Origin of the sequence: Prochlorococcus sp. MIT 1306, from assembly GCF_047304515.1 — a bacterium.
Taxonomy (GTDB): Bacteria; Cyanobacteriota; Cyanobacteriia; order PCC-6307; family Cyanobiaceae; genus Prochlorococcus; species Prochlorococcus marinus_D.
This window is the reverse complement of sequence record NZ_CP138959.1, coordinates 588,391-611,808: the sequence shown is the minus strand read 5'-3', so window position 1 is coordinate 611,808 and position 23,418 is coordinate 588,391. Positions and strand designations below refer to the sequence as shown.

Sequence of the window (23,418 nt, the reverse complement as noted above, 5' to 3'; positions counted from 1 at the left end):
ACTCTGAATTAAGAAGCGCGCTGAATATGCAACTCTCGATTCATCACCTTGAGACGTTTTAGATCTTTAAAAACATCCTCAGGCATTCCTTTGGGAAGATCCACAAGACTGTGAGACTCAAAAATCTGGATGCGACCAATCAACCGTCCTTCCAGCCCGGATTCATTGGCAATGGCACCAACCAGATTGCCAGGCTTGACACGATCGCGGTGACCAACTTCCACACGAAAGCGCTCCATGTGATCTTCCGGCGGTCTCGATGAACGCTCAGGTCTTCGGCCAGAGCTTCCACGACTACTTTCTTGACGATCGTTGCGGCGGCTGCGCTGAGTTGATTGCTGCAACCAGCCCTCATCAGCCTGCACCAAGATTGGGCCTGGACCAACAGCAAGCTCTAATGCTGCTAGAGCCAATTGCTCTGGACTGAGGCTGAGCTCCTCAACAACACGCTGGATTAGCTCCTGGAGAAGGGCTGTCTCCTCGGAGTTATCTCTCTCCGTCTTAGCGGCAGTGGTGAGACGTTGACGAAGGCGATCTAGACGACTCTGGTTAATCGCTGCATTGTTGGGGATATCCATCGGTTCGATGGGTTGACCTACAGCACGTTCAAAGCCGCCCACAAAGCGACGCTCCCTAGGATTCACGAACAAAATGGCCTCTCCACTGCGGCCAGCTCGTCCGGTACGCCCGATGCGATGCACATAGGCTTCGCTATCAAAGGGGATGTCGTAGTTGATCACCAGGCTGATGCGATCGACATCTAGGCCTCGAGCGGCAACATCAGTAGCAACCAAGATATTCACGCTCCCTTTGCGCAAACGTTCAACCGTTCGTTCCCGTTGGTTCTGAGGGACATCCCCGTTCAGTACGGCAACATCGTGTCCAGCGGATTCCAGTGCCTCAGCAACTGTGAGAGTGATCACCTTGGTGCGGGCAAAAATAATCACTCCCTCACCAGTGAAAGCCTCAAGAACCCTTCTAAGGGCTTCAAGTTTGTGGCTGTTCTGGAGAGTGATACATCGCTGACGGATGAGACGAGCCTCCTGGTCACGGCTCTTGATCGTGATCTCTGCTGGTTCGTGTAGGTAACGCTTCGAAAGTCGACGGATCTCTGATGGCATCGTTGCCGAAAACAGCACCATCTGACGTTCTTTAGGCAACTGCTCCAGGATCCATTCGACATCATCGATGAAGCCCATACGCAGCATTTCATCGGCTTCGTCAAGCACCAAACACCTCAAACCAGAGGTGTCGAGAGTGCCCTGCCGCATGTGATCCATCAAGCGGCCCGGGGTGCCTACCACGACATCCACGCCACGCTTGAGCGTATTGATCTGAGAGCGGAAATCGGCTCCGCCATAAACCGCCAAAACTTTGAGATGCGGATGGCCAACGGCATAAGCACGGAACGAATCCGCGACCTGCATCGCCAACTCCCGGGTCGGGGCCAGCACCAACACTTGGGGACGACTGCCATGATCCTGAAGCCGCTCGATCAGGGGCAACGCAAAAGCTGCTGTTTTGCCTGTTCCAGTCTGAGCCTGACCAACTAGATCACGACCCAGCATCAATTCTGGAATAGCAGCTTTCTGAATTGGAGAGGGTTGCTTATAACCCTTTTCTGCAAGGGTCTTGAGCAACGGCTCGCTAAAGCCAAAACAATCGAATTCGGAAACTAACTCTGTCGCTTCAGTATCTTCACAGGCCTCAGCGGCTACAGCGACCGAGCCATCGCCTGAATTGTTTTGATTGGTGGCCTCAGCCACAGTGGTTAAACCATCATCCGAGCTCGTTGAAGAGATCTCAGACTCACTCTTTTCAGGGGAACACGAGACATCCTCGTGCGCTTTTGTATGGGTCATCGAGAGAAGGCGTTGCCTGCCTGATTGATCCTTTAAATCAGGCAGACAACGCCCCATACGCGGATACCCGCGTTGTGCTGCCTCGCCTTTTCTTCAAAGGTTGATTGCCTAACTTATCACCCGTCCGTAGTCATCCTCGAGGCGTTCAATATCTGATTCCTGCAATAGCTGACCATGCTGAACCTCAATGACCACCAAATCGCTTTGGCCTCCACGAGCTCGGTGAAGCACTCCCAGAGGGATATACAACGTGGTGCCAGCTTGAGCATCGTGCCAAGTGTTTTTACAGAAAAGCTGCCCCTGGCCTGAGACCACAGTCCAATTTTCACTGCGATGTTGATGGCGCTGAAGGCTGAGCTGTTGACCAGCAAAGACCAAAAAACGCTTGACCTTATAACCCTCTCCTTCGAGCAGATCTTCATACCAACCCCAAGGACGCTCAACTCTCTGGGGGGCCTTGCTCATGCCTCTGCTAGCAGTTGCGTTCAGCATGGCGGCGTCAGCCTCAGCCGTCACTACGAGCAGATGCCATTGCAGTAACGAGATCCACTCGCTGTCGCGCGCGCGTGATAGCAGTGTAGAGAAGTTTCCTCTCGAAGCGAGAAGCGCTCTCAAGACCATCAGCGCTGGTAGCCGACAAAGCTGTGATTTCCGGCCAGAGAAGAATGACATGATCAGCCTCACTCCCCTGAGACTTATGAACCGTAAGAGCCAAAGCTGGCTCCACCACGCTCAATCGGGCCGGGTGGATGAAGCGTGTGGTCAGTCCTCCCTGCTCAGAGATCACGCGAAACAGGATGCGCAGATTGTCTCCTTGACCAACCACCAAGCCAACGTCACCGTTTGCTAGCCCCAGTTCCGCTTGGTTCTCGCAACACATCACCGGCGTTCCCAACGGCCAGCGCATCACTCCAGCCTCAAGGTTTTGACCCAACAATGCGCGATGCACATTATCGACTCCCCAAAAACCACGACGTTTCGGACAAAGCACCATCAACCGCTCGAGAGAATCCAGCAAAGACTCAGCTGCAACGGCAAGATTGGTGTTGAGCATGGTTGAGGTATAAGCATCATCTGGCAGCTCGAGCATCAGTTCGGCAGTGAGTCGTTGCAGTGTTCTGCTGTGCTCCTGCAAGTGCTGAACTAAAAAGCTTGGCATGCTGCTGAGGTTGCATTGATGCTGCTCAACATTCGCTGATTTCGGCAGAAGAGAAAGTTGTTGCCAAAAAGCAGACAGGCCCTGATCACACAGAACTCTGCTCAACGTTGCTAGTGAACCGCGGTTGCGATAGAGCTGATGCAGATGAATGGCACCATGATTGAACTGTTGGCGAATATCAGCCTGTTGGAGTTGATGCCAAACCGCTCCACTACCAACTGGAGGCAACTGATCGGGATCACCAATCATCACAAGCTGACTATCAACAGGAAGGGCGTTTAATAACGCCTGCATCAGGGTGAGATCTACCATCGACATCTCATCAACAACGAGGAGATCAAGCATTAGGGGGTGTTGTTGATGCCTACCAAACCCACCAGGCCTGGCCTGAAGCCAGCGGTGAATGGTGCTACAAGGCAGGCTGGTCAATGCCTGCCGCTGGGGGGGAGAGATTGTCTCAAGCCCCTTGCGAACAGCCTCCTCTAGGCGTCTTGCTGCTTTCCCTGTGGGAGCAGCAAGACCAATCTTCAGGCCTGGTCTCAACGTGACTGCCCGCGCCAACATTTGCACGATGGTGCTGGTTTTGCCCGTACCCGGACCACCACTCAACAACAGCACGCCATGGTGATCGATGGCTTCTACGGCAGCCTGCTGTTCAGGGTTAAGCCCATCCAACAAAGCAGGATGATGGGATGGTGTGGTGCAGATTGAAGTCGGTTGAACAACATTTGACCTGTTGATCAACTCCTTGATCACAGCGTCCATGTCACCATGCCAACGACGCCAACTCAATTGATTGCCGTTTAAAACCATCGGAGAAGCCGCGCCTTCCAGCCAGCCACTAGCCAGCAGGGCCTGACAATGAGCATCAGGCCATCCCATCGCTTTGAGTTCTTGAGGGGGAGACATCGCAGTGAGGTTCAGCTGCAGCTCACCGCGGGCTAATGCATCCATCAAGGCGTTGACCAAGTCCTCGAGATGAATTGATGAAGCCTTGGGCGGGAGACGCCTCAACAACGTTTGATGCAGTGCTCTGGAAAAACCTGATGGCCAAGTGGATGAATCGCTGCGAGTCATTGTCCTCCGTTCTTGAGCAAGCGATCCAAAAGCAAAACCCGTTCCAATGGTGCGGGCTCCACAATCAAGCCAGGCACTGGTTTAGTAAGGGAGCGATCATTCATAGCCTTAGCGCCTGGGAGACCTCTAAGAAAAACGTAGACGTATCCGCCTAGATGGCGCTGTGGCTCGTAACTTGGCAACCGCCAACGCAGAAAACGATGGAGTGCGACCAAATAAAGATGGGATTGCAGAGGGTAATGATGAAGGAGCATCTGCTGCTCCATTGCGGAATCGTCGTAATGGAGCGGACCACAAGCGACAGCCTGCCCCTCTGGATCACGCCGACCGATCCAGTTGCTTTTCCAATCAGCAACCCACCAACGAGCTTCTAAAGATTCTTCTGAATCGGTGAACACAAGATCAATCGAACCGGTAAGAAAACCACGACTGCAAACATTGAGACCTTTCATCATTTCGGCATAGGGCAAGCCAAAGCGAGCCAATGGATTCAGATGAAAAACACTGGCTAGATCAAACGAACGCAACACCTTGCCTTGATGAGCAATTGGCAAATCGAAGCTGAGTTCATGAATGCGACGTTGACCATGCAGTTGATTCAGTCGCAAGCCTCCAAGAGAACCACCAATTGGAGTACTCAACACCCTGTCAAGACCATCCTGAACTGAGGCGAGCAGAGTGATGTCAAGACCTGCGCGTCGTAGCTCTTCTTCAATCACGATGACGGCATTCGGATCTTGCAATGGCTTGCAAAAATCCAGTCGTTCAAGAATCCGGTGTAAGCAATCCCCTGCTGCTGCACCACGAGGGAATTGCCCCAGAGGGCTCTGGTCAGACCAGTTCAACGTTGGAGTTGAGCGAGAGGCATCAGCAATCGCACTCTGATCTTGAAGTTTGAGCATGGGTTCAATCTTCTGCTGATCGCTATCTCGACCTTCTTCCAACTCCAAAGGATCAGCAGGAGCACTGCCGTCATAAGTGTGTGTAGCAGACACCCAAGCGGAATAACTACTGCGACCCCAAGACAGATCAAGGCGCCGTTGCGGTGTTGGGCCAAGAGCTAACTGACCTTGAAGCGGCGGCGGTTGCCAGCGCTGTTGCATCGATTTCAGCTGAGCCGGAACAACAGTGATCGGCAACTGCTGGCGATCAAGCCAAGCACTCATTCGTTCTGGAGTGAGATCCTGCATCGCTGCATCGATGGCATCAACACCAAACAGCCAAGCGCTGAGGGGATTGCCTTCCTGTTTGGCGCCCCGAGCCCAAATCAACATCAACAGAGAGCAGGCTCTTGTGATCGCCACATAAGCAAGACGTTCGGCTTCCTGCAGGGATGCTTGATGAGCCTGCTGTGAGAGCTGCCATCCTTTCCCCCAGCCTGTGTTGAGTGCTACACACCAACGCGACTCTGAGCCGGATCTCCACAGGGGGCCGTGGGGGAGGGAGGGGGCTTGCCAGAGGTAGGGACAAATCACAACGGGATATTCCATCCCCTTGCTGCGATGCACTGTGACCACAGCAACCGCACTCTCGGCTACATCACTGTGAGGTTGTCGAACCTCTGGAACCGGATCAACAGGTTGTAGTCGTTGGCGACGCAACCAATCAGCTGCAGTAGACGCATCCAAGCCTTGGCGATGAATCACCTCCTGTACAAGCTGCGCACATTGATATAAGTCGCCTAAAAGGCGTCCGCGTTCTGAGAGATCAGCCATTGTGCGGCCTTCAAGTAACTCCGCTAGGCAGCCCATAAGACCAAGGCGGGGAAGATTAATGGCCCAATTCCTGAAGCGAAGGGCTAATTGATCGAGCTCACCATTGCATTCAGCATGAGCGAGCTGCTCTGTATTCCATTGCATCAGAGCTGAACAGGCCACAAGCTTCAAACTGCTGCTGTGGGAGGGTCTGGCCAAACAATCCAGAAAACGTTGTAAGACCTGGGCCGCTTCACTGGTGAGAACATCCCCCTGGCTAACAAGCCGAGTGGGCACTGCAGCGACAGCAAGGCCCTGGCGAATGCTGGCTGCCTGTCGATGACGACCAACAAGTATGCAGATATCAGAAGGGCTGAAGTTGTATGAATCACTCTGAAGCAGATCCAAAACAGCATGGGCAACAGCGGTTGGGATCTGTTCTTCCAGGTTGGTTTTAGAGGTCAATGGAGCAGGTTGCGCACCTGTTGGATGAGTAGCGTCATCAAGATTGAGCAGTTGAAGTGGGTGCACACCAAGGGGCAAAGGCTTTGGTGTTGCTCCACTACAAGCAGTCAAAGATGGAACATTTAGTTTTGAACGCCTTAAACCTGGAGCCATCAAGTGGTTCAAGCCATCAAGCAATGGAGTCGTTGTACGAAAGTTATCAAGCAAGGCGTCGATGCGATCAACCTTTGAACGTGCATGCAAGTAGGTGTTGAGATCACCACCACGAAATCGATAAATCGCCTGTTTAGGGTCACCCACCATCAACAGAAGATGGTCAGGGCTATGTGCAAAGGCCCCTTCAAGCAGACGCCATTGCACAGGATCCGTGTCTTGAAACTCATCAATCAACGCGACGCGATAACGCTGTCTTAACGCCTCAAGCCATGGTGCTTGTTGATCAGGATGGCTTTGAGCGATAGTCTCAGATTGAGGCTTGGGATCCAGTGCAGAGAGAAGCTCTGCGTAGCTCATCACACCACGCTGCCTGCGGCGCTCAGCTAACGCAGAGAGCCCCCAATGCAAGGCATGCTTCCACACCTGTTCAGCGGGGCCATCACAAAGATCAGCAATTGATCTCTGCAATGCAGGCATCAGAGGAGTGGGATTTTCTTCGCCGCAACGCCGAGCAACAGTGCAAACAACAGCTGGATGAAAGTAATCCGTGAGCAAGGATTGATCACGGATCGCTGCGTAGCCAGGAGTAAAAGGCTGATCAGAATGTTGTGGTGATTGGGAGAAAGCTTCAAGCCAGTGATTGAGGATGGCGAAACGATCTTTTTTGGGTTTAGGGCTAAAGGGTTTTGTATCTTTAGCGCCCAGAGATCGCCAATCAGCAGCGCGGCTCGATAAAGCGATATCCAATTCAGAGCCGTGTCGTTGCCAGTGATCAACAAACTGTTGCCAGCACTGCTGAAGGTAGGCATCGAACTGGCTTGATAGCGGCTGTGAAGACTGCAGATTGCTGGGGTGAGTTTCGAGAGCCAAGCTGGGATCGCTATCGAGCTTGAGCAACGCCTTGGCCAAGTTCTCAACGCTCAAGCCAGCATGGAGAAGTCCGCGTACATGCTGAGCGTCGAGAGTTAAGACCTGTTGCTGCCAATAATCATGAACAACTTCTTGAACCAGTTGTTGTCCGCAGTCATCCAGGCGTGGGTCCATGACAGCACCACTCTCAAGAGCCTGACGCCGCAAGGTGCGCCTGCAGAAGCCATGGATGGTGGTGATATCAGCCAGATCAAGGCTCTCAAGTGCTACCAAGAGCGAAGAGATCCATTGATGCCGTTGAGAAAGATCGTGGCCGTTGCACTGAAGCCATTGCTTGAGAACAAGATCAGGCGACTGATCAGTGGCGCCATGATCGAGGGCTTCAAGACCTTCAAGAGCATGCTGAAGGCGTTGGCCAATGCGAGAGCGCAGCTCTGCTGCTGCAGCTTCAGTGAAGGTGACCACCAACAGTTCACTCATTTGGTGGCCGCCTTCAGTGAGCAGGCGTAAAACAAGATGAGCAAGAGCAAAAGTCTTGCCTGTTCCTGCACTGGCTTCTAGTAAGCGAAAGCCAGGTCCGAGGGGGTAATCATTGGACTGGAAACAATATTCAGGTTCACGGCTGACATTAGCCATTGCAGTGCAGCAGAGCTAATTGGTAAATCTCACCGATCATTCTCTGCCTTTGACATCGTATTTAGCAAAAGTGCCTAAAGGCGTTGAAAAACTCAACTTAGCAAACACTTTAAAACAATTGTTGACTAGTAGCTTCAAATATAATTATTGTTCATTACCTAGTCTAATCTGCCAAAGATCGCTCCATCCCAAACAAGCCCAAGCAGTCACAGATTACCTAATCGATTACTGAAGGATATTAATTATTAATCCTGTTATCTACTGATTCCGTACTGGGCTTATATAAAAGCGATAACATATATAACATACCTCAACAATTCTCTTGTTCCACTGTCTAAGCATTTCAATGAAGCATCAATAGAATTGATCTCTCCACTTGCATCTCAGGCATATAATCTCATCGAATCTGGCCAAGCCGTAACACAACTCTCAATAACTAGGACCTTTTGAAGAAGCTAATCTTTGCAAGAGTTCCATGCTCAACTGAACTACCAGAACTCCAATTCCTATTAAAAGAACTAAATTGAGGTTGGTACTTGCAAGATGAGCGAATGAGAAAGAAAAGCATGCATAACCGCAACCTGCCAAAGAAACCATAACGGCCCACACGCGTCGATGAGCCTCAGCAGATGGCAAAAACTCTCCAAGCCTGTCATAAGTAAGAGTGGCCGTCATCCACATCCATACACCAATCAGAAACGTTGCTAAAAGGATGATTGAAGCTTCATTGCTAAAGAAAAACAGCAAGCTGGCCAGAAGTCCAATACAAGAAACCAATGGGAGCATCAAGGATGTCGGCCATCGGCGCGGTAAAAAGGCTGCTGTGAGTGCCCCAACCGTAGAGCCCAATCCAAGTAAAGCTAAAGAGTCACTGCTTAAAGAAGAGGCTTCACCAAATTTCTGAGCAACAACGATCGGTGCATAAAGGGAAATCGGCACTTGCCCCGCTCCTACTAACAGCCCTCCACCTACGACCAGAACCACAACTCGCCAACGATTGCCTGGTTTTATTGCACTTAAGTCAGTTGAGCTCTCAGCAGATTGAGATTGTCCAGAAGCAGATTGAGACTGTATTGACTTGCTAAGCAACCAAAGCACAGGCAATGCCAATGCCATCGACAACAAGGCCAAAACGACCCAGGCGATCATCGCCGAATGATGGGCAAAGAGGCCAATTGCAAATGCACCAAGCAATGCTCCAATCCCTCCTCCCGCAAGAACCAAACCTGAACCTCGGCGTCGATGACGCGAATGCAAGCCAGCAAGAGCAATCGCTGGAATTCCACTAATCAAATGGCCTGCTGCAAAGCCTGCACAAATTCGAGCAACTGCTTGCCACAAAAAAATCGATTCAAATGCCTCCAGCCAGAAAGACAGCGGCAGCAGCAATAATGCAAGCATCATCATACGCAGAACAACTTTTCGATTGCGTATCTGCGAATGGTGCAAAGAGCCCAATAAATAAGCACCAAGATTTAAGCCTGCAAGATCTCCCATTCCAGTGGTACTGATCCAAGCTTCATCGATCATGAAGCGTCCAACTGCCCCAAAATCAAAGCGGGATATGCCAAGCCCGATTGCAGTAGCACAGCTACCTGCAATGACCATAAGGTTGAAGGGGCTGAGATTATTTTCAGCTTTTTGTATCAAGATAACTCCGTAAAAGTTGGCGGGAATCTCGTGAGCATTGCCCAGCCCCCATTCAAGTTACTTTTGCAGCCAAGAATACTAAAGTGAAAAAAGCTTAACAATAGTGGGTAGGATAGATTTTGGCGTAACCTCTCAAGTCATTATTACTGATCTCACTTTTAAGAAGTTGGTGTGTCTTAAAATCTCAGGGCTTAAGTATCATACAGAATGAAGCTATTTTAAAATAACTTAGCCCCAATTGTACGCCTCTATCCAATACACACCCAACCCAAAAAAGTAACTTTTAATCCCAATCAGCTTCTCCAGTCCAGCAGAGGAAACCCTGGAATAATCGCTGCAGTACTAGCGCGATAGGCACTGTATTCAGGATGCAAGATTATTAACTTTCGCTCCTCCCGCCGAGCCTTACCCCTCAGCAAAAGGCACAGCGCAAGGAACAACGCCACATGCAACAGGCTGCCAAGGGCAACGGCAACTCCAGCGGAACACAGCAACAGCGCTTGATAAAGCGGATGGCGGCAGCGTCGATAGGCACCCATCGTTACCAGGGCAGCAGCGGGCTTTGGATCAGGCAGTGGTGAAAGGCTTGCGCCAAGACGCCAGAACGCTTGAACCACTAACAACACCCCCACACAAAACAGGCAGGCGCCAAAAATGGTAATTGGCAATGGCCAGCGATATCCCCAACGCTCTAAAGAAGGCCAAGGGGGCAAGAGATGAGCTGCAATCAGGATGATCTGTGCCAACAGCCACCACTCACCCTGGCGATTATCCAGCCAGCCTCCCCAACTCAGGCCCCAACCAGAAAAAGCCATACCCAGAGACTCTGCTGGGCTTTGCTTTGAAGAATTTGACATCGAAGCCATGACATGGATCTGTTCACACAAGTCTGCGCAGACTGAATAGCAAAAACCTTCCACAACCTTCAAATTAATGATCAGCCGCAATGACTTCTAGATCGCCAATGCCTCAACCAAAGGGCCATAGAGGCTTGTGCATGCCTGCTCAAAACCAGCGCTGTTGAGAAGCTCTGAAGCTTCGCAATTCACACCAAAGCAGAGCTGCATCTCAGCCCGTTCACGCTCACCCTGAACATGAAATCCGCCACTCCAAGACTGACGGAAGGCTTGTTCACCCCTACCAGCCGATTTGTTGTTGGCGTTGGCGTAGGCCCAACCACTCATCGGTGGCACCGGCCAACACTGACTCAAACCCTGACAGGCCAAAGCCTGCAAATCAATGAGTTGTTCTCTTGCTTGCTCGGCTGGAAGTGGCTGCCAACGCAGAGCTATCTCAAATTGATCCTTCTTCGCTGCTGATCCACAACGGGCTACGACGACAGTTGCCGACGTAAGCGTGTGATTTGCGCAAACCTGCAAATGGCTTAGCCATCCCTCCATCACCCCCCTTGACTTCAACTGACCTGGTTGCACCACCACAACCGTGTCCCCAGCCCAGAGCATTTGCCTGGAGCCATCCGCCAACTCAAGACGTCGTGTCGAGCATGGTCCCATGCTCAGTAGCGTTGCCTGTAAATGTTGCCAACGTTGTTCGAGACGCTCGCACTCCAACGTCGCAGCTGCTCCTGGTGGAAGGGTGGCTTGACCGGCATAGCGATGCTTCCAATCACCTGCTTCTGATTCCTGCAACAATCCATTCTCATCCGTAGGGAGATGGCCAAGCAGCTCTGACAAGCGCTGCTTGAGCAGACCATGTCGATGCCATTCATCTAGATCGAGGGCCTCAAGGTCTTCAACAGGATCAAACCATTCACGTGGTGTTACCTGAAATTGCTCCAGCCAAATCAGCTGGGGAGCGATTAACCAGCGCAACAACAATTCAGATGAGATAACCGCAGAAGCCTCCAATGACACCGAACTCCAATGCAAAGGCAGCGCAAGGGCAAGGGGTGGTGGCGCTAGAGTTTTATCCAACCAGCGGCGCGCCTCGAAATGGCGACGGTCACAGCTAGGAGGCGGTTGGCTCCCCTGAGATAGAAAATTACTGCGCTCAAGGGGATTAGCGGCTGGTTCTCGACATAGGCCGTGGAACGTCTCATCGCTGAGCTCATGCTGCAGCCGTCCAAGCCATTGCTGCACAGGGCTAGCAGCTGGGCGACATTCGCCCGTGTGCTCATCGCGGCTGTTCCAGGTGATCAGCAGATGCTGTCGGGTCGACATCAATGCTTCCAAAAGCACATAACGATCTTGATCACTACTGCGTGGATCACCTAGCTGACGCTGCTGCTCCAATAGATGAAAGCCAGCTCGCTCGCGATGGCGAGGGAAAACATCGGCGTCCAATCCCATCAGCACGATCACACGATGAGGGATGGCACGCATCGGCTCCAGAGCACTCACTGTGAGGGCACCAGTGCGATGTCCAAACCGACCACTATCTGCAGAGAGCGCTTCATTCAACACATCTGCTACAACAGCCGCTTCCAGCAACAACGTGCAGTCAGCACCAATCTGACGCCAATCCTCCAAAGCAATCAGCAGGCACTGCCGCTCCCAGGCCCAAGAGCCACCATCACCAAACAACTCCTCGACAAAGCCCTGTAGGAGCTCTACCCAAGCGCCACAAGTTCGAGCACGACGAAACTCTTTCAGCTGCCGGCAGAACTGAGCCAAAAGCTGCCACCACTTCGCAAGCTGTGCTGGTTCCAGCCCCTCTGCGAAGGGTGCTGCTCCTCCAGGGGCCAGGCCTGGTGCGCTGGGCAACACCAAGCCAAGCAACCAGCGATCCAGGCACCAGCTGAGGCTATGGGTCTCATCACCACCACGCTCCTCGGCATCAAGGCCCCAGCGAAATCCTGTGCGCTGTAAACAGCGACTGAGGCTACTGGCATCGTCCTGGCTGAAGCCTTGCTGCTGCTGTATTGCCGGATTAGCGAGCAAGCCTTCAAGGGCAGTGGCAGTCAGTCGCTCGCCTGCGATCTGAAGCAGTTGCAACATCCCCTGCGTCAGCCCAGGGCTGTCCTGCTGGCTGCGATCTGTGAGCCGCCAGGGAAGCTCCACGCCAGTGGCTGCAGCATCGTTGAACACCGAGGCGAGCAGAGGAGCAAAACGATTGACCTGTGGGGTCATCACCAACACATCACGGGGTTCGAGGCTGGGGTCGGCAGCAAACCATTGCAAGATCTGATCGCGGACCAACTGCACCTGGCGCCATTGCCCAGGGCAAGCCAAAAACTGCAAAGAACTGTCCTCTTGCCTGCGCCGCAGAGGTTGATGATCCTCCGGCGAGACAAGCTGCTGCTGAAGCTGCTCAAGCAACGTAGGTTCTTGCCCGGATTCACAAGCCATGGTGGCCGGCGCGGCGAATAGATCACCCTCCTGCCACTGGCCAAGCTGACTCTCACCGCCACCTTCCAGCAACTGCTGAAATTCCGCGCCCATGCGTCCAAGGATGGCTTCTAAGCGCGGCGCTTCGAGCAACCAAAAACCATCAGCCGGCTCGGTCCACTGATACCCCAACGTCTCCCTTCTGCTACGACATCGCTGCCAAAGATCCGGACAGGGGGTCAACAGAAACATCTGTACGTCCACAAGACCCGAGAGGGCCTGAATCAACTCCACTTGCACCGGAGCAAGACTGCTCAGACCAAAAAGCCGCAGTTGACTTGGCAATGCCATGGCGGGGTTGTCTCCGCTGCGCAGCTTTGAAACAGCCCTATGCACCTGAATCCCGAACGGTTCAACGTTCAAACGTTCAGCCAATAAACGCAGCAACAGCGGTTGCCAGCGCAGGGTTAAAGGCATCTCCTCAGATGAGGTCAAAAGCCGATCACTGCCCTCCAGCCATTGATGGATCAACTGGGGGCGGTAAAGCGCGTAGTCGTCAAAGGCATCGGCAATGCTTCTGGCTAACTGCCATTGCACTCGGTTGAGGTGGCCTGACCGAGATGGCTGCCGATTGACCCATTCTCTCAATGGCGCAGCTTCTTCAGTCTCCAAAAGCTGTGGCAACAAATCAAGCAGAGGCCAAACGAGTCGACTGGCCCGCCAGGGATCTTCAGCATCACTATCGATCCCCAATATCATCCGAACCAACTGCCTTAAACGTGATCCTGGGAAAGGGAATCGCACCAAAGCACTGATGCCATTCACGCTTGCTAACTGTTCCCCCAGCCAGCGGCTTGTGGGCCAGGTGTTCACCACGACATCCACTGAGTCAAATAGACCTGGTGGTGCCAGACGCAGCTGCTCCGCCAACACTCGAGCTAACCACTCCGCTCTGTTGCTGCGGTAGATCGTCAGCAAGGCTTAGCAGAAACCAGGGATGATGAGGTAGTCATCTCTCGAGTTAACGCCTCTTTGATCTTGTCGACATCGCATGCAAGATGCTGATTCAACTTGCGGTCACCGCAAACCTGAACAACAGCATCGCGTTCTGGGCAATAGGCGCTCAGCAAGCCCCCGTAGCAAGCTCCCGTATCAATCATCACAATATGGCGATGGCGCTCCACCTGGGGACGAGGGGTATGAGCAACGATCACGCGTCCATAGCGACCGTCGTAATCCTCCCAGAATCGCTGACGAATGCTCAAATCAGGATTGCCATCGAGGTCAAAGCCAGCGTGAGTCGCAATCCATCCCTTGGCTTTGTAAACAAGAGGAAGCCCTTTCAACCGGCTTAACCACTCACGCGCCTGGCGATCACCCAATTGCCGGTAAGTGTCAATCGTCAGCAAAGCAGCCTGGCCATCTTGAGGATCGACCTCCAGACAGTCGATCAGGTGTTGTTCATGGTTACCACACAACCAATGAGCACGACCGCCACAGACCATTTCCCAGGCAAGCAACATGGTGGCCTCAATGGCCGGCCCTCGATTGATCACATCTCCACAAAACACGAGCTGGTCTGAGCTGGGGAGCAAGGCGATGAGCTCTACCAAGGATTGATAACAGCCATGGACATCCCCAATCACCCAGTGACATTCGCGGGGTGACTTCACAATCGCAGCAGCATTCTCTTCAAGATTCTGGCTGGGCAGTAGCCATATGTCAGCGCTACTGCGTACGGTGAACAGTCTTGAAGTGGTTGATTTGGATCCACGCACGTTGCCGGTCATCAAACGAGTCGACTTACTCGTCAAATCCCTCAATGGTGCTGAGCGCACCAATGAAGCTTTGGCGCGTTGCGAGGATGCAGACTCCATGATTGACGTCCTTCTAGGTGCGGCAGCCCAGCTTGAGCTTGGTCTCACCCGGGAAGATTTGATGACCACACCACCAATCCGTGACTGGATCTGGTGGAAGGAGAAAGAGGCCCTGATTACCATCGGTGAAACCAAGCCCCGTTACAAACAGGACGATCGAGCCTCCACAGAGAATTCGACTGGACGTCGCACATTCCTAGGGTTGTTCAGATTCTAATTGCTTAATGTTGGAGGGCCTGTTTTAGGCTTCAGTAGAAGGATCAGTAACGATCGAGACCACCGTCACTGCAGGCAGATTCATCGTTTTTACTCAGTCAAGATGTCCGGCATCAAATATTTGCTGAGTAAGCATTAATTTGCAGAGATAAACAATGCCTACTCATCCTTACTAGCTACCCAAAAAGAGGCTCTCGTCGGGGATTCTGGACAAGACGCTTCATCTCTCTTACAGCTTCTTGAAGGCCTACAGCGATCGAACGGGCCACAATCGTATGACCAATATTTAATTCTTCAATCCCTTCAATCGCAGCCACGGCTTCTACATTCTGATAAGTGAGGCCATGCCCAGCATTCACCCGTAAGCCAAGGCTGCGGGCTCTTGCTGTCGCTTCAGTCAAGCGTGCAAGTTCAAAGGATTGATTAGCCCAACAGGCTTCGGCGTAAGCGCCAGTGTGCAGCTCCACCCAACGAGCACCACTCTTACAAGCTGCCTCCAGTTGTTGAGAAACAGGATCTACAAACAAGCTGACGGGAATCCCTGCAACCTGCAGCTGATCAACTATGCCTTTCAAGGATCCCTCCTGGGCAGCAACATCCAAACCTCCTTCTGTGGTCACCTCCTGTCGTCGTTCTGGTACGAGTGTCACCATGTCAGGTTGAATTTTTAAAGCAATTCCCACCATTTCAGCAGTGGCTGCCATCTCCAAATTGAGACGACTGCGCACTGTTGCCCGAAGCAGTTCCAGGTCTCGATCCTGAATATGACGGCGATCTTCTCTTAAGTGAACTGTGATGCCATCGGCTCCACCAAGTTCCGCCAATAGAGCCATCGGCACTGGATCGGGTTCCACGGTTTGGCGAGCCTGCCGCACATTGGCAATGTGGTCGATGTTGACCCCGAGGCTGGCCATGAAGAAAGGGAAACAGGCCTGATCCTATTGGGGATAATTGACCGCCTTCTATTCTCTAAGGGATTTGACCGCCGGTTCAACTGCCCAATCAACATTGGGTTCAGAGGTTCTTGGCCTTTAACTTCGGATGTTTGAACTCGCCAGAGACGGTGTCCTCGGCCCTAGCGACTCGTGAAAATTCCCTGGGTCTCGCAATAGACCCTTTTTTGGCCCCCGTTGCCATGGTGACGACGCAAGACATCGTCCTGCGTCAATACTTTCGAGAGCGCATCGTTCTGGGTCAAGAGAATCTGCCCATGCAAGGGCCAGTGTTGCTAGCTCCCACCCATCGTTCACGCTGGGATGCATTGATGCTGCCCATGGCAGCTGGCCGTCGGGTTACGGGTCGTGATTGTCGATTTATGGTCACTGTTGATGAAATGAAGGGCCTACAGGGATGGTTTCTCCATCGCTTGGGATGTTTCCCGGTGAATCAGAGCAAACCTTCGTTAACCAGCCTGCGCTATGCGATTGATCTAATGGCCGATGGCCAACAGGTCGTGGTTTTTCCAGAAGGAACAATCAATCGCACAGAAAAACCCATCAAGCTGTATCAAGGTTTGGCACGTCTGGCTCAACTTGCAAAAAGCCAGAATATTGATGTCCAAGTCGTACCAGTTGGTCTTGGCTATAGCGAAGCCATTCCCAAAGCCTGTGGACGGGCATCAATTTGCTTCGCAGAACCGATGAAGGTCTTGGAAACTGGTCGTGAGGCGGTGAAAAGCTTCAATGCTGAGCTCTCAGAAAAGATGCATGCAGCTGAACAAGCTGCCCTCCATGCAGTAGGCCGTCTCAAGAAAGCACCTTAAAGTTCCGCCCATCTGTTCTTCAGTTCATGCGTTGTCGCCTTCCGCTGACGGCCCTTGCTCTTTCTGCTGGCCTAGCTCTCTCATCTGGTTCAGCACTAGCTCAAACAGCAGCTTCATCGAATGACAAGGTGCTGGCCCAGGCGGGCGGTGGATTCAATGTGGCCGCAGTGCAAGCCCTCCTGAATCAAGGAGATGCTGCTGTATCTGCTGGAAATCTCACTGAAGCCCGAAATGACTACGACAATGCTCGCGATGCTTCAAAGCAGCTGCTTGCCTTTTATCGGGACCTCAGTGGAGCCTTCCGCGGACTGGATGCTCGTATCCCTCGCGAAATGGATGCCAAAGGGCGTAAGGCCATGGGGCTCCTTGCACAGGCCAACCTTCGCCTTGCAGCACTTTTCCGCCAACAAAACCAACCTGAAGTCGCTGTACCGGTGTTGGTAGAAGTGGTGAGAGTGATGTCGCCCTCCCGCCCCGAAGGCCAAAAGGCCTATCAGAGCCTTCTGGAGCTGGGCTTCGTAGAAACCCCCTATGCCGGCGCCAAGCTGACAGCTCCCAACTGAGTCAACTTTCGACTTGGATCTGCCACCATCAAGCTTTGAAGTCAAAATTGGTCTCCATGGTTCAATCCGACGAAGTGGGTGCAGCGATCCGACTAGCCCTACCTGATGCCCAAGTCACCGTTGAAGACCTCACTGGTGGCGGCGACCATCTACAGGTGAACGTCATTTCAAACGCCTTCGCTGGTCTTTCCAGAATCCGCCAGCATCAATTGGTCTATGGGGCCCTCAAAGATCAGCTCGCCAGTGAAGTGATCCATGCCCTGGCCTTAAGCACGTCTACTCCCAACTAAACCCTATCCCCCTCTTTTCGATGGATCCCACTACCAAAACACGTATTGAAGCCCTGATCCAATCCAGCCCGATCATGGTGTTCATGAAAGGCACAAAGCTGATGCCCCAGTGCGGCTTCTCCAACAATTGCGTGCAGATCCTCAACTCCCTCGGCATGAGCTTCGAAACCTTTGATGTGCTCTCCGATATGGAAATACGCCAAGGCATTAAGGACTACTCCAATTGGCCAACGATTCCCCAGGTTTATGTAAAAGGAGAATTTATAGGCGGATCAGACATCTTGATTGAGATGTACAACGCAGGAGAATTGGCCGAGAAGCTTGAGATCGCACTTAACAGCTAGAACTTCAAGCCTTAATTCGTTAAGCCTTAGCAATTAAATGCCTTTATTACTCGCCACAACCTTGCAAGCAAATCTCCTCTATGGAGTGGCTGTGATCGGATTTTTTGCTGGTTCCTGGTTTTTGGGTCGAGCGATCACAGTGATCACCAAAGGCAATAACCCGCTGGTTTGGCGAGGCTGGAAGAAATTGTTTGGCCTTAAAAAGGACTGAACTACTCAGCAGCATTGCCCCCCTAGGGCATCCCCATCAGCCCTAGAGAGGCTTGGGGTGAAGCGCTTAAACGAGATACTTCTCCAAAACTTAGGGAACCAGGCCCATGTTGGTGGCCACCGACCCAATCATGGCCACCACAGCAATCGGAAACAAAAAGCAGCTAGCCAATTCCTGGAATGTGGAAAGGGAGCTTGTTGTCAAATGCCACGAGCCAGCGCTGCACCGCAGGCACACGCAACAAAGCCAAAGGCACAACAATATTCAGAGCAATCCAGGCAAAACCAAGGATTGCGCCGATTCGTCCACTCTTCTTGAGCAAACTCTCTTTCGGCTGCGGTTCGTCCATCGAATCACCGCTCATCAAGCTTTCTGCATTATGCCCTCCACCAAAAAGGAGGCTCATTGCAGCCCCATGGGGGGGGGCTGATCAACAAAAAAAAAGACCCTCGCTTGACGCGACGGGCCTGGGTGATGGGGATCAGTCAGTCTTTTCAAGGCAACAAGCCTCCCTTAAGCAGCGGGGCATTTCTATTCGCTTTTAGAGGCGAAGGCCACCATGAAAAGTGCACAAAAAATCATTATGCCAATGAACAGAATCATTGATGCGCCCTCTAAAAAGCCTTGATATCACTGATCATGAGCGCTGCTGAATCGAGTTAAAAACAAAACGTAAGCTTGCCCTATCCTGCTGGTCTGCAAAGGCTGCTGGAATTCCAAAAAGGAATTACCAACCCGCTTCTTTTTTGCGATAAAGAGTTCCCATATCGCCATCTGGGCCAATAAAGCTGGAGGGATCCAAAATCCATCTATCGACAAGATCTTCCAACCTGGCCTGATCCCTTATCTCCAGTTGTCCACTACGCCTTAGAGCATGAATGTAGCCGTCTGCATAGAGCCGCAGCTCCGACTGACTGTGGTAACGACTGGTCAGTTCCTGACAGGCATCACAAAGGGACTGGAAGTGTCTAATCGCCTCAGGGTGATCAAGAGATGTCATGGTCGGAGATCACGGCAGCCTCTTTAGGCAGCTTGCCATTGGATTGGGTTTAGCGTAAGCGGGATCTGTGATCACATGTGACCTCCATTCCCCGCAATCTTCATTCCACTGAGGACGCCCAAGTGTCTTCATCGGGGTCTTTGCAGATGCAGACCACGCCAAAGCAGCCCTCAAGGGTCCTTGTGGTGGAACCTCACCAAACTCTTCGCACGGTGCTGGTCCATCGCCTCCGTCAGGACGGCCATCTCACCGCTGCAGTGGCATCCGCCGTGGAAGCCCTTGACGTATGTCGAGATCAGTCACCGGATCTTCTCGTGAGTGCTGAGTTACTTGAGAGGAGTTCTGCAATGCGACTCTCTCATCAGCTCCGTTGTCCTGTGATCGTGCTAACAGCTCGAACAGGCACAGAGCCCATGGTGGGCCTCCTGAATGAAGGCGCCGACGATGTGTTGCGCAAACCATTTGGGCTTGAAGAACTCGCCGCACGCTGTCGCACCTTGCTGAAACGGGGACATAGCGGTTTGCAGGAGCGCGTCACAGTGGGCCCCCTTGAGGTCCACTTATTGCTCAGACAAGTGACTCTGAGCGATAAACCTGTGGAATTAAGCCCCAGAGAATTTGCACTTCTATGTGCACTTTTAATGCCTCCAGGTATCGTACGAAGCCGTCAGGAATTATTGCGAATGGCTTGGCCTCCCTTCAGCGGCGGGCCTCGTTCTGTAGACACCCAGATCCTTACCTTGCGACGCAAACTTGAGCAAGCTGGGCTTGGCGAAGGAGGTGGCATCACCACCATGCGCCAGCAGGGCTATCGATTCAGCCTGGATACTCTTCCTGATTCTGAATCATAAATATTGGACCTCAAAACTATCGATTAGTCAATGATCAAAGACCCAGGTCGAAGTGGCAGAAACAGATTCTAAGCATTACTAAAAGTTCATGATTAATGATTTAATCAAAAGATGAGCGGAATATATTGATACTCAGATAACTAGAACAAGCGATCAATCCTTAAGGAAGTCTGTTATCAAAACTAACCCTAAAAGATTTACAAGGTTGGGTGAGCGGCAATTGCCCAGATCAGCGGTGCGGCACCAACAGCGGTTGCAGTCAGCAATTGAGCACCGATAACAGCGAAGTGTTTTGCAGTCATGATCTAGGACTGATGGCTTCATGTACCATCAATCAGATAAACCACATCTGCTCTAACCTTGCTCAAATACTGCAGTGAGATTGATCACAATGATGAATTCTGCATCGAACATCATCAGCATTTATTAGCCAACAAGTTGACAGCATCTTGATCAGCCAACACGAAGAAGTTGATGCTCTCAGGCATGAACTACTCATCAAAGATGCTTTCTCCAACTTTAAGCGCAATTTGCATGCAAAGCTATTTAACAGCTGCAATTAGATGCAACTGTTAAACAGCACCTGAAACCTCACCTCGTCTACTTACTGTCCTGTTGTTTCTTGACAGCCTCCTCAACCTTGGCCTTCACATCTGCTGGCACCTCCTTAGGGCAGTACTGAATAGCCCCAGTGATGATCTGAAACTCAGCACCAGCGAAAAGCTGTTTAGTGGTGAGTTTGGTGGTTCCTGCCGAAGTCACTAATCCACCATGGCGGCCAGTAAGGATCTGCGCATAAGTAGCGGCAGCGATACCAACGGCCTTGGGGAATTCCACGCCAGCGGCACGTGCATTACAAACGTACGAAGAGCCAATGGTTCGATAGAGAAAGATCTCTTCGTTGCTAGCCGGTGTTGCTTTGGACTCACCAGCTTGCTGAGCAAACGCAGCAGGACTAATCAAACTGAGGGGCATCAACAACGACGCCGCCAAAACTGGACGAAGTCGACGGGAGAGGGTTTGCAATGGATCTGGTCTTCAAGACTTCGCCATGGTGCCCTATCCGACAAGGGTTTAACCACCCCTCTCCTGGTCAGTCATGACATATCAACGCTTTAGAGAGTCGAATCAACGCCTATCCCTTCTGAATCGAGGCTGATGCCCTCTCAAGCAGATTCTGATGGTGGATAGACCCTCGTCTTCAATCAGCCCGTCCCACTCATCGCCAGTTGTCTTCGTAAAGGAGTCGCACTTCCTTGTATGGCCAACAGCTACAGCGATAACGGCTATCACCCTCTTTGACTTATGCAAATACCTCCACTCGGATCAACTGATCCACATGTGGGAGCAACCAATCTTGCAATGGGAAGAGAGCCATCAGCAACGCCCACTGAGCAACAGACTGTTCATCAAGGTCTTAGCGGCTCTACCAGTTCAAGTAAAAACCCATAATGTGAACCTCAACCTTGCCAGGCACCCGCCACAGTGGATGGGGTCAAAGCCAATCAGCGACAACAGCTTCAGCTCCTGCTTGTAGCAGCTCGCCATCAGCTCTCCAGAAGCGATCTGCGATCAATGATCCAGTTTCTGGAGAATGAAGACTGCGGCTTCGATGTCACGCTGCAGATGGCTGATCCAAGTGAGCAGCCGGAGTTGCTTGAACTGCATCGACTAGTGGCAACTCCTGCACTGATCAAGCTATCGCCAACGCCAAAGCAAGTGTTCGCAGGCAGCAGTATTTTCCAGCAACTACAAAACTGGATCACTCGCTGGCAGCAAGACATCGTTGTCACTGGCCTGGGCCTGAGCTTGAGGCCAACAGAACTAGATGGCAGCCGCACTCAAAGGGAATTGCAACTGGAAGATCAGCTGCTGGTATTGCGCCAGGAGAACGAAACCCTGATCGATCGCCTCAATGCACAAGAACGAACACTGAGAATGGTGGCTCATGAGTTAAGAACTCCTCTAACCGCAGCAGTACTAGCGTTGCAGAGTCAACAGCTGGGTCAAATCAATATTGAACACTTTCAGGATGTCGTCAAACGGCGTCTTGATGAAATCGAATTGCTATCAAAAGACCTGCTGGAAGTAAAAAGCACGAGATGGGAAGACCTTTTCAATCCACAAAATCTTGATCTAGGAAATATCACCGCAGAAGCGATCCTAGAGCTCGAAAAGCTATGGCTTGATCGAAACATCGAGATCCATACAGACATTCCCTCCGACCTACCCAAGGTGTTTGCTGATCAGAGGCGCATGCGACAGGTGCTGCTCAACCTCCTGGAAAACGCCCTGAAGTTCACTGAGGATGGCGGGCAAGTTTCACTATCCATGCTGCACCGCACAAGTCAATGGGTGCAGGTGAGCATCTGTGACAACGGGCCAGGGATTCCAGAAGATGAGCAAGAGCGGATTTTTCTTGACCGAGTGCGCTTGCCACAAACTTCAGTGACAACCTCTGGATTCGGAGTCGGCCTATCGGTATGCCGCCGCATCGTGGAGGTCCATGGGGGCAAAATCTGGGTTGTCTCAGAACCCGACAAGGGCGCGTGCTTTTACTTAACAGTTCCAGTCTGGCAACGAAATGGACAAGAATGAACTCCGCTTGCCTTGACGGAGGGTCAGGCTTAAACGTAGTTTTCCCGAGTGATCACAAGCACAGACAGCTGTGATTACGGCCTCGCCCCCATCGTCTAGAGGCCTAGGACACCTCCCTTTCACGGAGGCGACAGGGGTTCGAATCCCCTTGGGGGTATCAGTTGATAACGGATTGACCTTGCTAAAGGTTGGCTTCTATTCGCAAAAGCAATGACCTTTGTCGTAGGCCCTTAGCTCGAACAATTTAAACAAAGGCTGCTCAAGATCATCTGCCTATCTTGAGATGTTCAAACCAAGGACTGGCGACGCAAGCCCTCCATCTCCACTGCAAGTAGATTTGCAGTGAGATCATCTCTCAATCGCTGTTCTATCAAGGCAACTGGCATACCAATACAGCCCTGAACAGTGAGCTCGTAGAGAAGGGACGTTGACGTTCCCTCAGCCAGCTCGCGCATGATCCAATTTCCCTCAAAACGTCTGAAATCCCCTTTAAGCAAATGGAACTGCAACTGGCCCTCAGCTCGATGTTCCACCAACTCCAACTGAACCTGAGCTGAAAACCTCAGCCCCAGCAACTGTTGAGAACCCACCTGATTCAGCCGCACTCGATTGCCGGTGCGTTCCAACACTGAGCTGCTAGCAAGGTTTGGGATGAATTCACTAAGTTTGTCGTAATCGGTCAGAACGTCCCATAGCAAAGACTCTTTGATCGGCGTTCTCAGCTGTACAGCAAGTCGACGCGCCCCATGAGGCAAGCGTTCCATCGTCTGCTCGATGGCCTGTCGCTTCACTGAGACCGACTCTGGCGAGGCTATGAGCACGGAACCCGAACGTGGTTGAAGATCCTGGA

21 protein-coding genes and 1 tRNA gene are annotated in these 23,418 nt (G+C 52.0%); 9 read left to right on the top strand and 13 right to left on the bottom strand.

The window, feature by feature from the left end:
* Positions 1-8: 8 nt before the first annotated feature.
* From SIB74_RS03190 to SIB74_RS03155, 8 genes are all read right to left on the bottom strand, one after another.
* A complete protein-coding gene (locus tag SIB74_RS03190; protein WP_082818486.1) occupies positions 9-1,919 on the bottom strand; it encodes a DEAD/DEAH box helicase in 1,911 nt (636 codons plus the stop codon).
* 51 nt (positions 1,920-1,970) lie between these two features.
* Positions 1,971-2,354: a phosphomannose isomerase type II C-terminal cupin domain gene (locus SIB74_RS03185; RefSeq protein ID WP_063396375.1), complete on the bottom strand. Its 384-nt coding sequence runs from the start codon at positions 2,352-2,354 to the stop codon at positions 1,971-1,973.
* Positions 2,355-2,367: 13 nt separating this feature from the next.
* Positions 2,368-4,098, bottom strand: coding sequence for an ATP-dependent DNA helicase (locus SIB74_RS03180; RefSeq protein ID WP_063396044.1), 1,731 nt, complete (start codon positions 4,096-4,098; stop codon positions 2,368-2,370).
* On the bottom strand, positions 4,095-7,919 hold the full coding sequence (locus tag SIB74_RS03175) for a UvrD-helicase domain-containing protein (RefSeq protein WP_063396045.1): 3,825 nt from the start codon (positions 7,917-7,919) through the stop codon (positions 4,095-4,097). The genes SIB74_RS03180 and SIB74_RS03175 overlap by 4 nt, the downstream gene beginning before the upstream one ends.
* A 429-nt stretch (positions 7,920-8,348) precedes the next feature.
* Entirely contained in the window at positions 8,349-9,527 is a 1,179-nt protein-coding gene (locus SIB74_RS03170; RefSeq protein WP_231906080.1) for a YbfB/YjiJ family MFS transporter, read from the bottom strand.
* Positions 9,528-9,862: 335 nt separating this feature from the next.
* Positions 9,863-10,435: a methyltransferase family protein gene (locus SIB74_RS03165; protein WP_063396376.1), complete on the bottom strand. Its 573-nt coding sequence runs from the start codon at positions 10,433-10,435 to the stop codon at positions 9,863-9,865.
* A gap of 87 nt (positions 10,436-10,522) precedes the next feature.
* Positions 10,523-13,834, bottom strand: coding sequence for an exodeoxyribonuclease V subunit gamma (locus SIB74_RS03160; RefSeq protein ID WP_063396047.1), 3,312 nt, complete (start codon positions 13,832-13,834; stop codon positions 10,523-10,525).
* Positions 13,828-14,733 (bottom strand): metallophosphoesterase, encoded by a 906-nt coding sequence (locus SIB74_RS03155; RefSeq protein WP_074159141.1) that lies wholly within the window; start codon positions 14,731-14,733, stop codon positions 13,828-13,830. The genes SIB74_RS03160 and SIB74_RS03155 overlap by 7 nt, the downstream gene beginning before the upstream one ends.
* On the opposite strand from SIB74_RS03155, the gene SIB74_RS03150 reads away from it, so the two are divergent.
* On the top strand, positions 14,732-14,950 hold the full coding sequence (locus SIB74_RS03150; RefSeq protein ID WP_231901357.1) for a hypothetical protein: 219 nt from the start codon (positions 14,732-14,734) through the stop codon (positions 14,948-14,950). The two genes, SIB74_RS03155 and SIB74_RS03150, sit on opposite strands and share 2 nt — an antisense overlap.
* Positions 14,951-15,125: 175 nt before the next feature.
* On the opposite strand, the gene SIB74_RS03145 is transcribed toward SIB74_RS03150, so the two are convergent.
* A complete protein-coding gene (locus tag SIB74_RS03145; protein WP_063396050.1) occupies positions 15,126-15,863 on the bottom strand; it encodes a pyridoxine 5'-phosphate synthase in 738 nt (245 codons plus the stop codon).
* A gap of 110 nt (positions 15,864-15,973) precedes the next feature.
* On the opposite strand from SIB74_RS03145, the gene SIB74_RS03140 reads away from it, so the two are divergent.
* The 5 genes from SIB74_RS03140 to SIB74_RS03120 are packed head-to-tail and all read left to right on the top strand — an operon-like array spanning position 15,974 to position 18,119.
* Positions 15,974-16,711: a lysophospholipid acyltransferase family protein gene (locus SIB74_RS03140; protein ID WP_063396051.1), complete on the top strand. Its 738-nt coding sequence runs from the start codon at positions 15,974-15,976 to the stop codon at positions 16,709-16,711.
* A gap of 26 nt (positions 16,712-16,737) precedes the next feature.
* Positions 16,738-17,274 (top strand): hypothetical protein, encoded by a 537-nt coding sequence (locus SIB74_RS03135; protein ID WP_011825611.1) that lies wholly within the window; start codon positions 16,738-16,740, stop codon positions 17,272-17,274.
* A 56-nt stretch (positions 17,275-17,330) separates the two neighbouring features.
* Positions 17,331-17,564, top strand: a complete 234-nt coding sequence (locus SIB74_RS03130; RefSeq protein ID WP_011825610.1) for a BolA family protein — start codon at positions 17,331-17,333, stop codon at positions 17,562-17,564.
* A 20-nt stretch (positions 17,565-17,584) separates the two neighbouring features.
* Positions 17,585-17,908, top strand: a complete 324-nt coding sequence (gene grxD / locus SIB74_RS03125; RefSeq protein ID WP_011130467.1) for a Grx4 family monothiol glutaredoxin — start codon at positions 17,585-17,587, stop codon at positions 17,906-17,908.
* Between the two features lie 37 nt (positions 17,909-17,945).
* On the top strand, positions 17,946-18,119 hold the full coding sequence (locus SIB74_RS03120) for a hypothetical protein (RefSeq protein WP_011825608.1): 174 nt from the start codon (positions 17,946-17,948) through the stop codon (positions 18,117-18,119).
* A gap of 163 nt (positions 18,120-18,282) precedes the next feature.
* On the opposite strand, the gene SIB74_RS03115 is transcribed toward SIB74_RS03120, so the two are convergent.
* Together SIB74_RS03115 and SIB74_RS03110 are read right to left on the bottom strand one after the other, a co-directional pair.
* Complete coding sequence (locus SIB74_RS03115) at positions 18,283-18,525, bottom strand: Signal peptidase I (protein ID WP_156486072.1); 243 nt, start codon at positions 18,523-18,525, stop codon at positions 18,283-18,285.
* Between the two features lie 321 nt (positions 18,526-18,846).
* Positions 18,847-19,119: a DUF6761 family protein gene (locus SIB74_RS03110; protein WP_011825607.1), complete on the bottom strand. Its 273-nt coding sequence runs from the start codon at positions 19,117-19,119 to the stop codon at positions 18,847-18,849.
* Between the two features lie 146 nt (positions 19,120-19,265).
* On the opposite strand from SIB74_RS03110, the gene SIB74_RS03105 reads away from it, so the two are divergent.
* Positions 19,266-19,970: a response regulator transcription factor gene (locus SIB74_RS03105; RefSeq protein WP_369818036.1), complete on the top strand. Its 705-nt coding sequence runs from the start codon at positions 19,266-19,268 to the stop codon at positions 19,968-19,970.
* Between the two features lie 600 nt (positions 19,971-20,570).
* Here the strand turns inward: SIB74_RS03105 and SIB74_RS03100 are convergent.
* A complete protein-coding gene (locus tag SIB74_RS03100; protein ID WP_063396054.1) occupies positions 20,571-20,996 on the bottom strand; it encodes a hypothetical protein in 426 nt (141 codons plus the stop codon).
* A gap of 459 nt (positions 20,997-21,455) precedes the next feature.
* Here SIB74_RS03100 and SIB74_RS03095 point away from each other — a divergent pair, with 459 nt between their 5' ends.
* Both SIB74_RS03095 and SIB74_RS03090 read left to right on the top strand, forming a co-directional pair.
* Entirely contained in the window at positions 21,456-22,568 is a 1,113-nt protein-coding gene (locus tag SIB74_RS03095; RefSeq protein WP_063396055.1) for a histidine kinase, read from the top strand.
* An 84-nt stretch (positions 22,569-22,652) separates the two neighbouring features.
* Positions 22,653-22,725: transfer RNA gene (locus SIB74_RS03090), tRNA-Glu, on the top strand.
* A gap of 130 nt (positions 22,726-22,855) precedes the next feature.
* Here SIB74_RS03090 and SIB74_RS03085 read toward each other — a convergent pair.
* Positions 22,856-23,332 (bottom strand): SRPBCC family protein, encoded by a 477-nt coding sequence (locus SIB74_RS03085; protein WP_231906103.1) that lies wholly within the window; start codon positions 23,330-23,332, stop codon positions 22,856-22,858.
* Between the last annotated feature and the right edge of the window lie 86 nt (positions 23,333-23,418).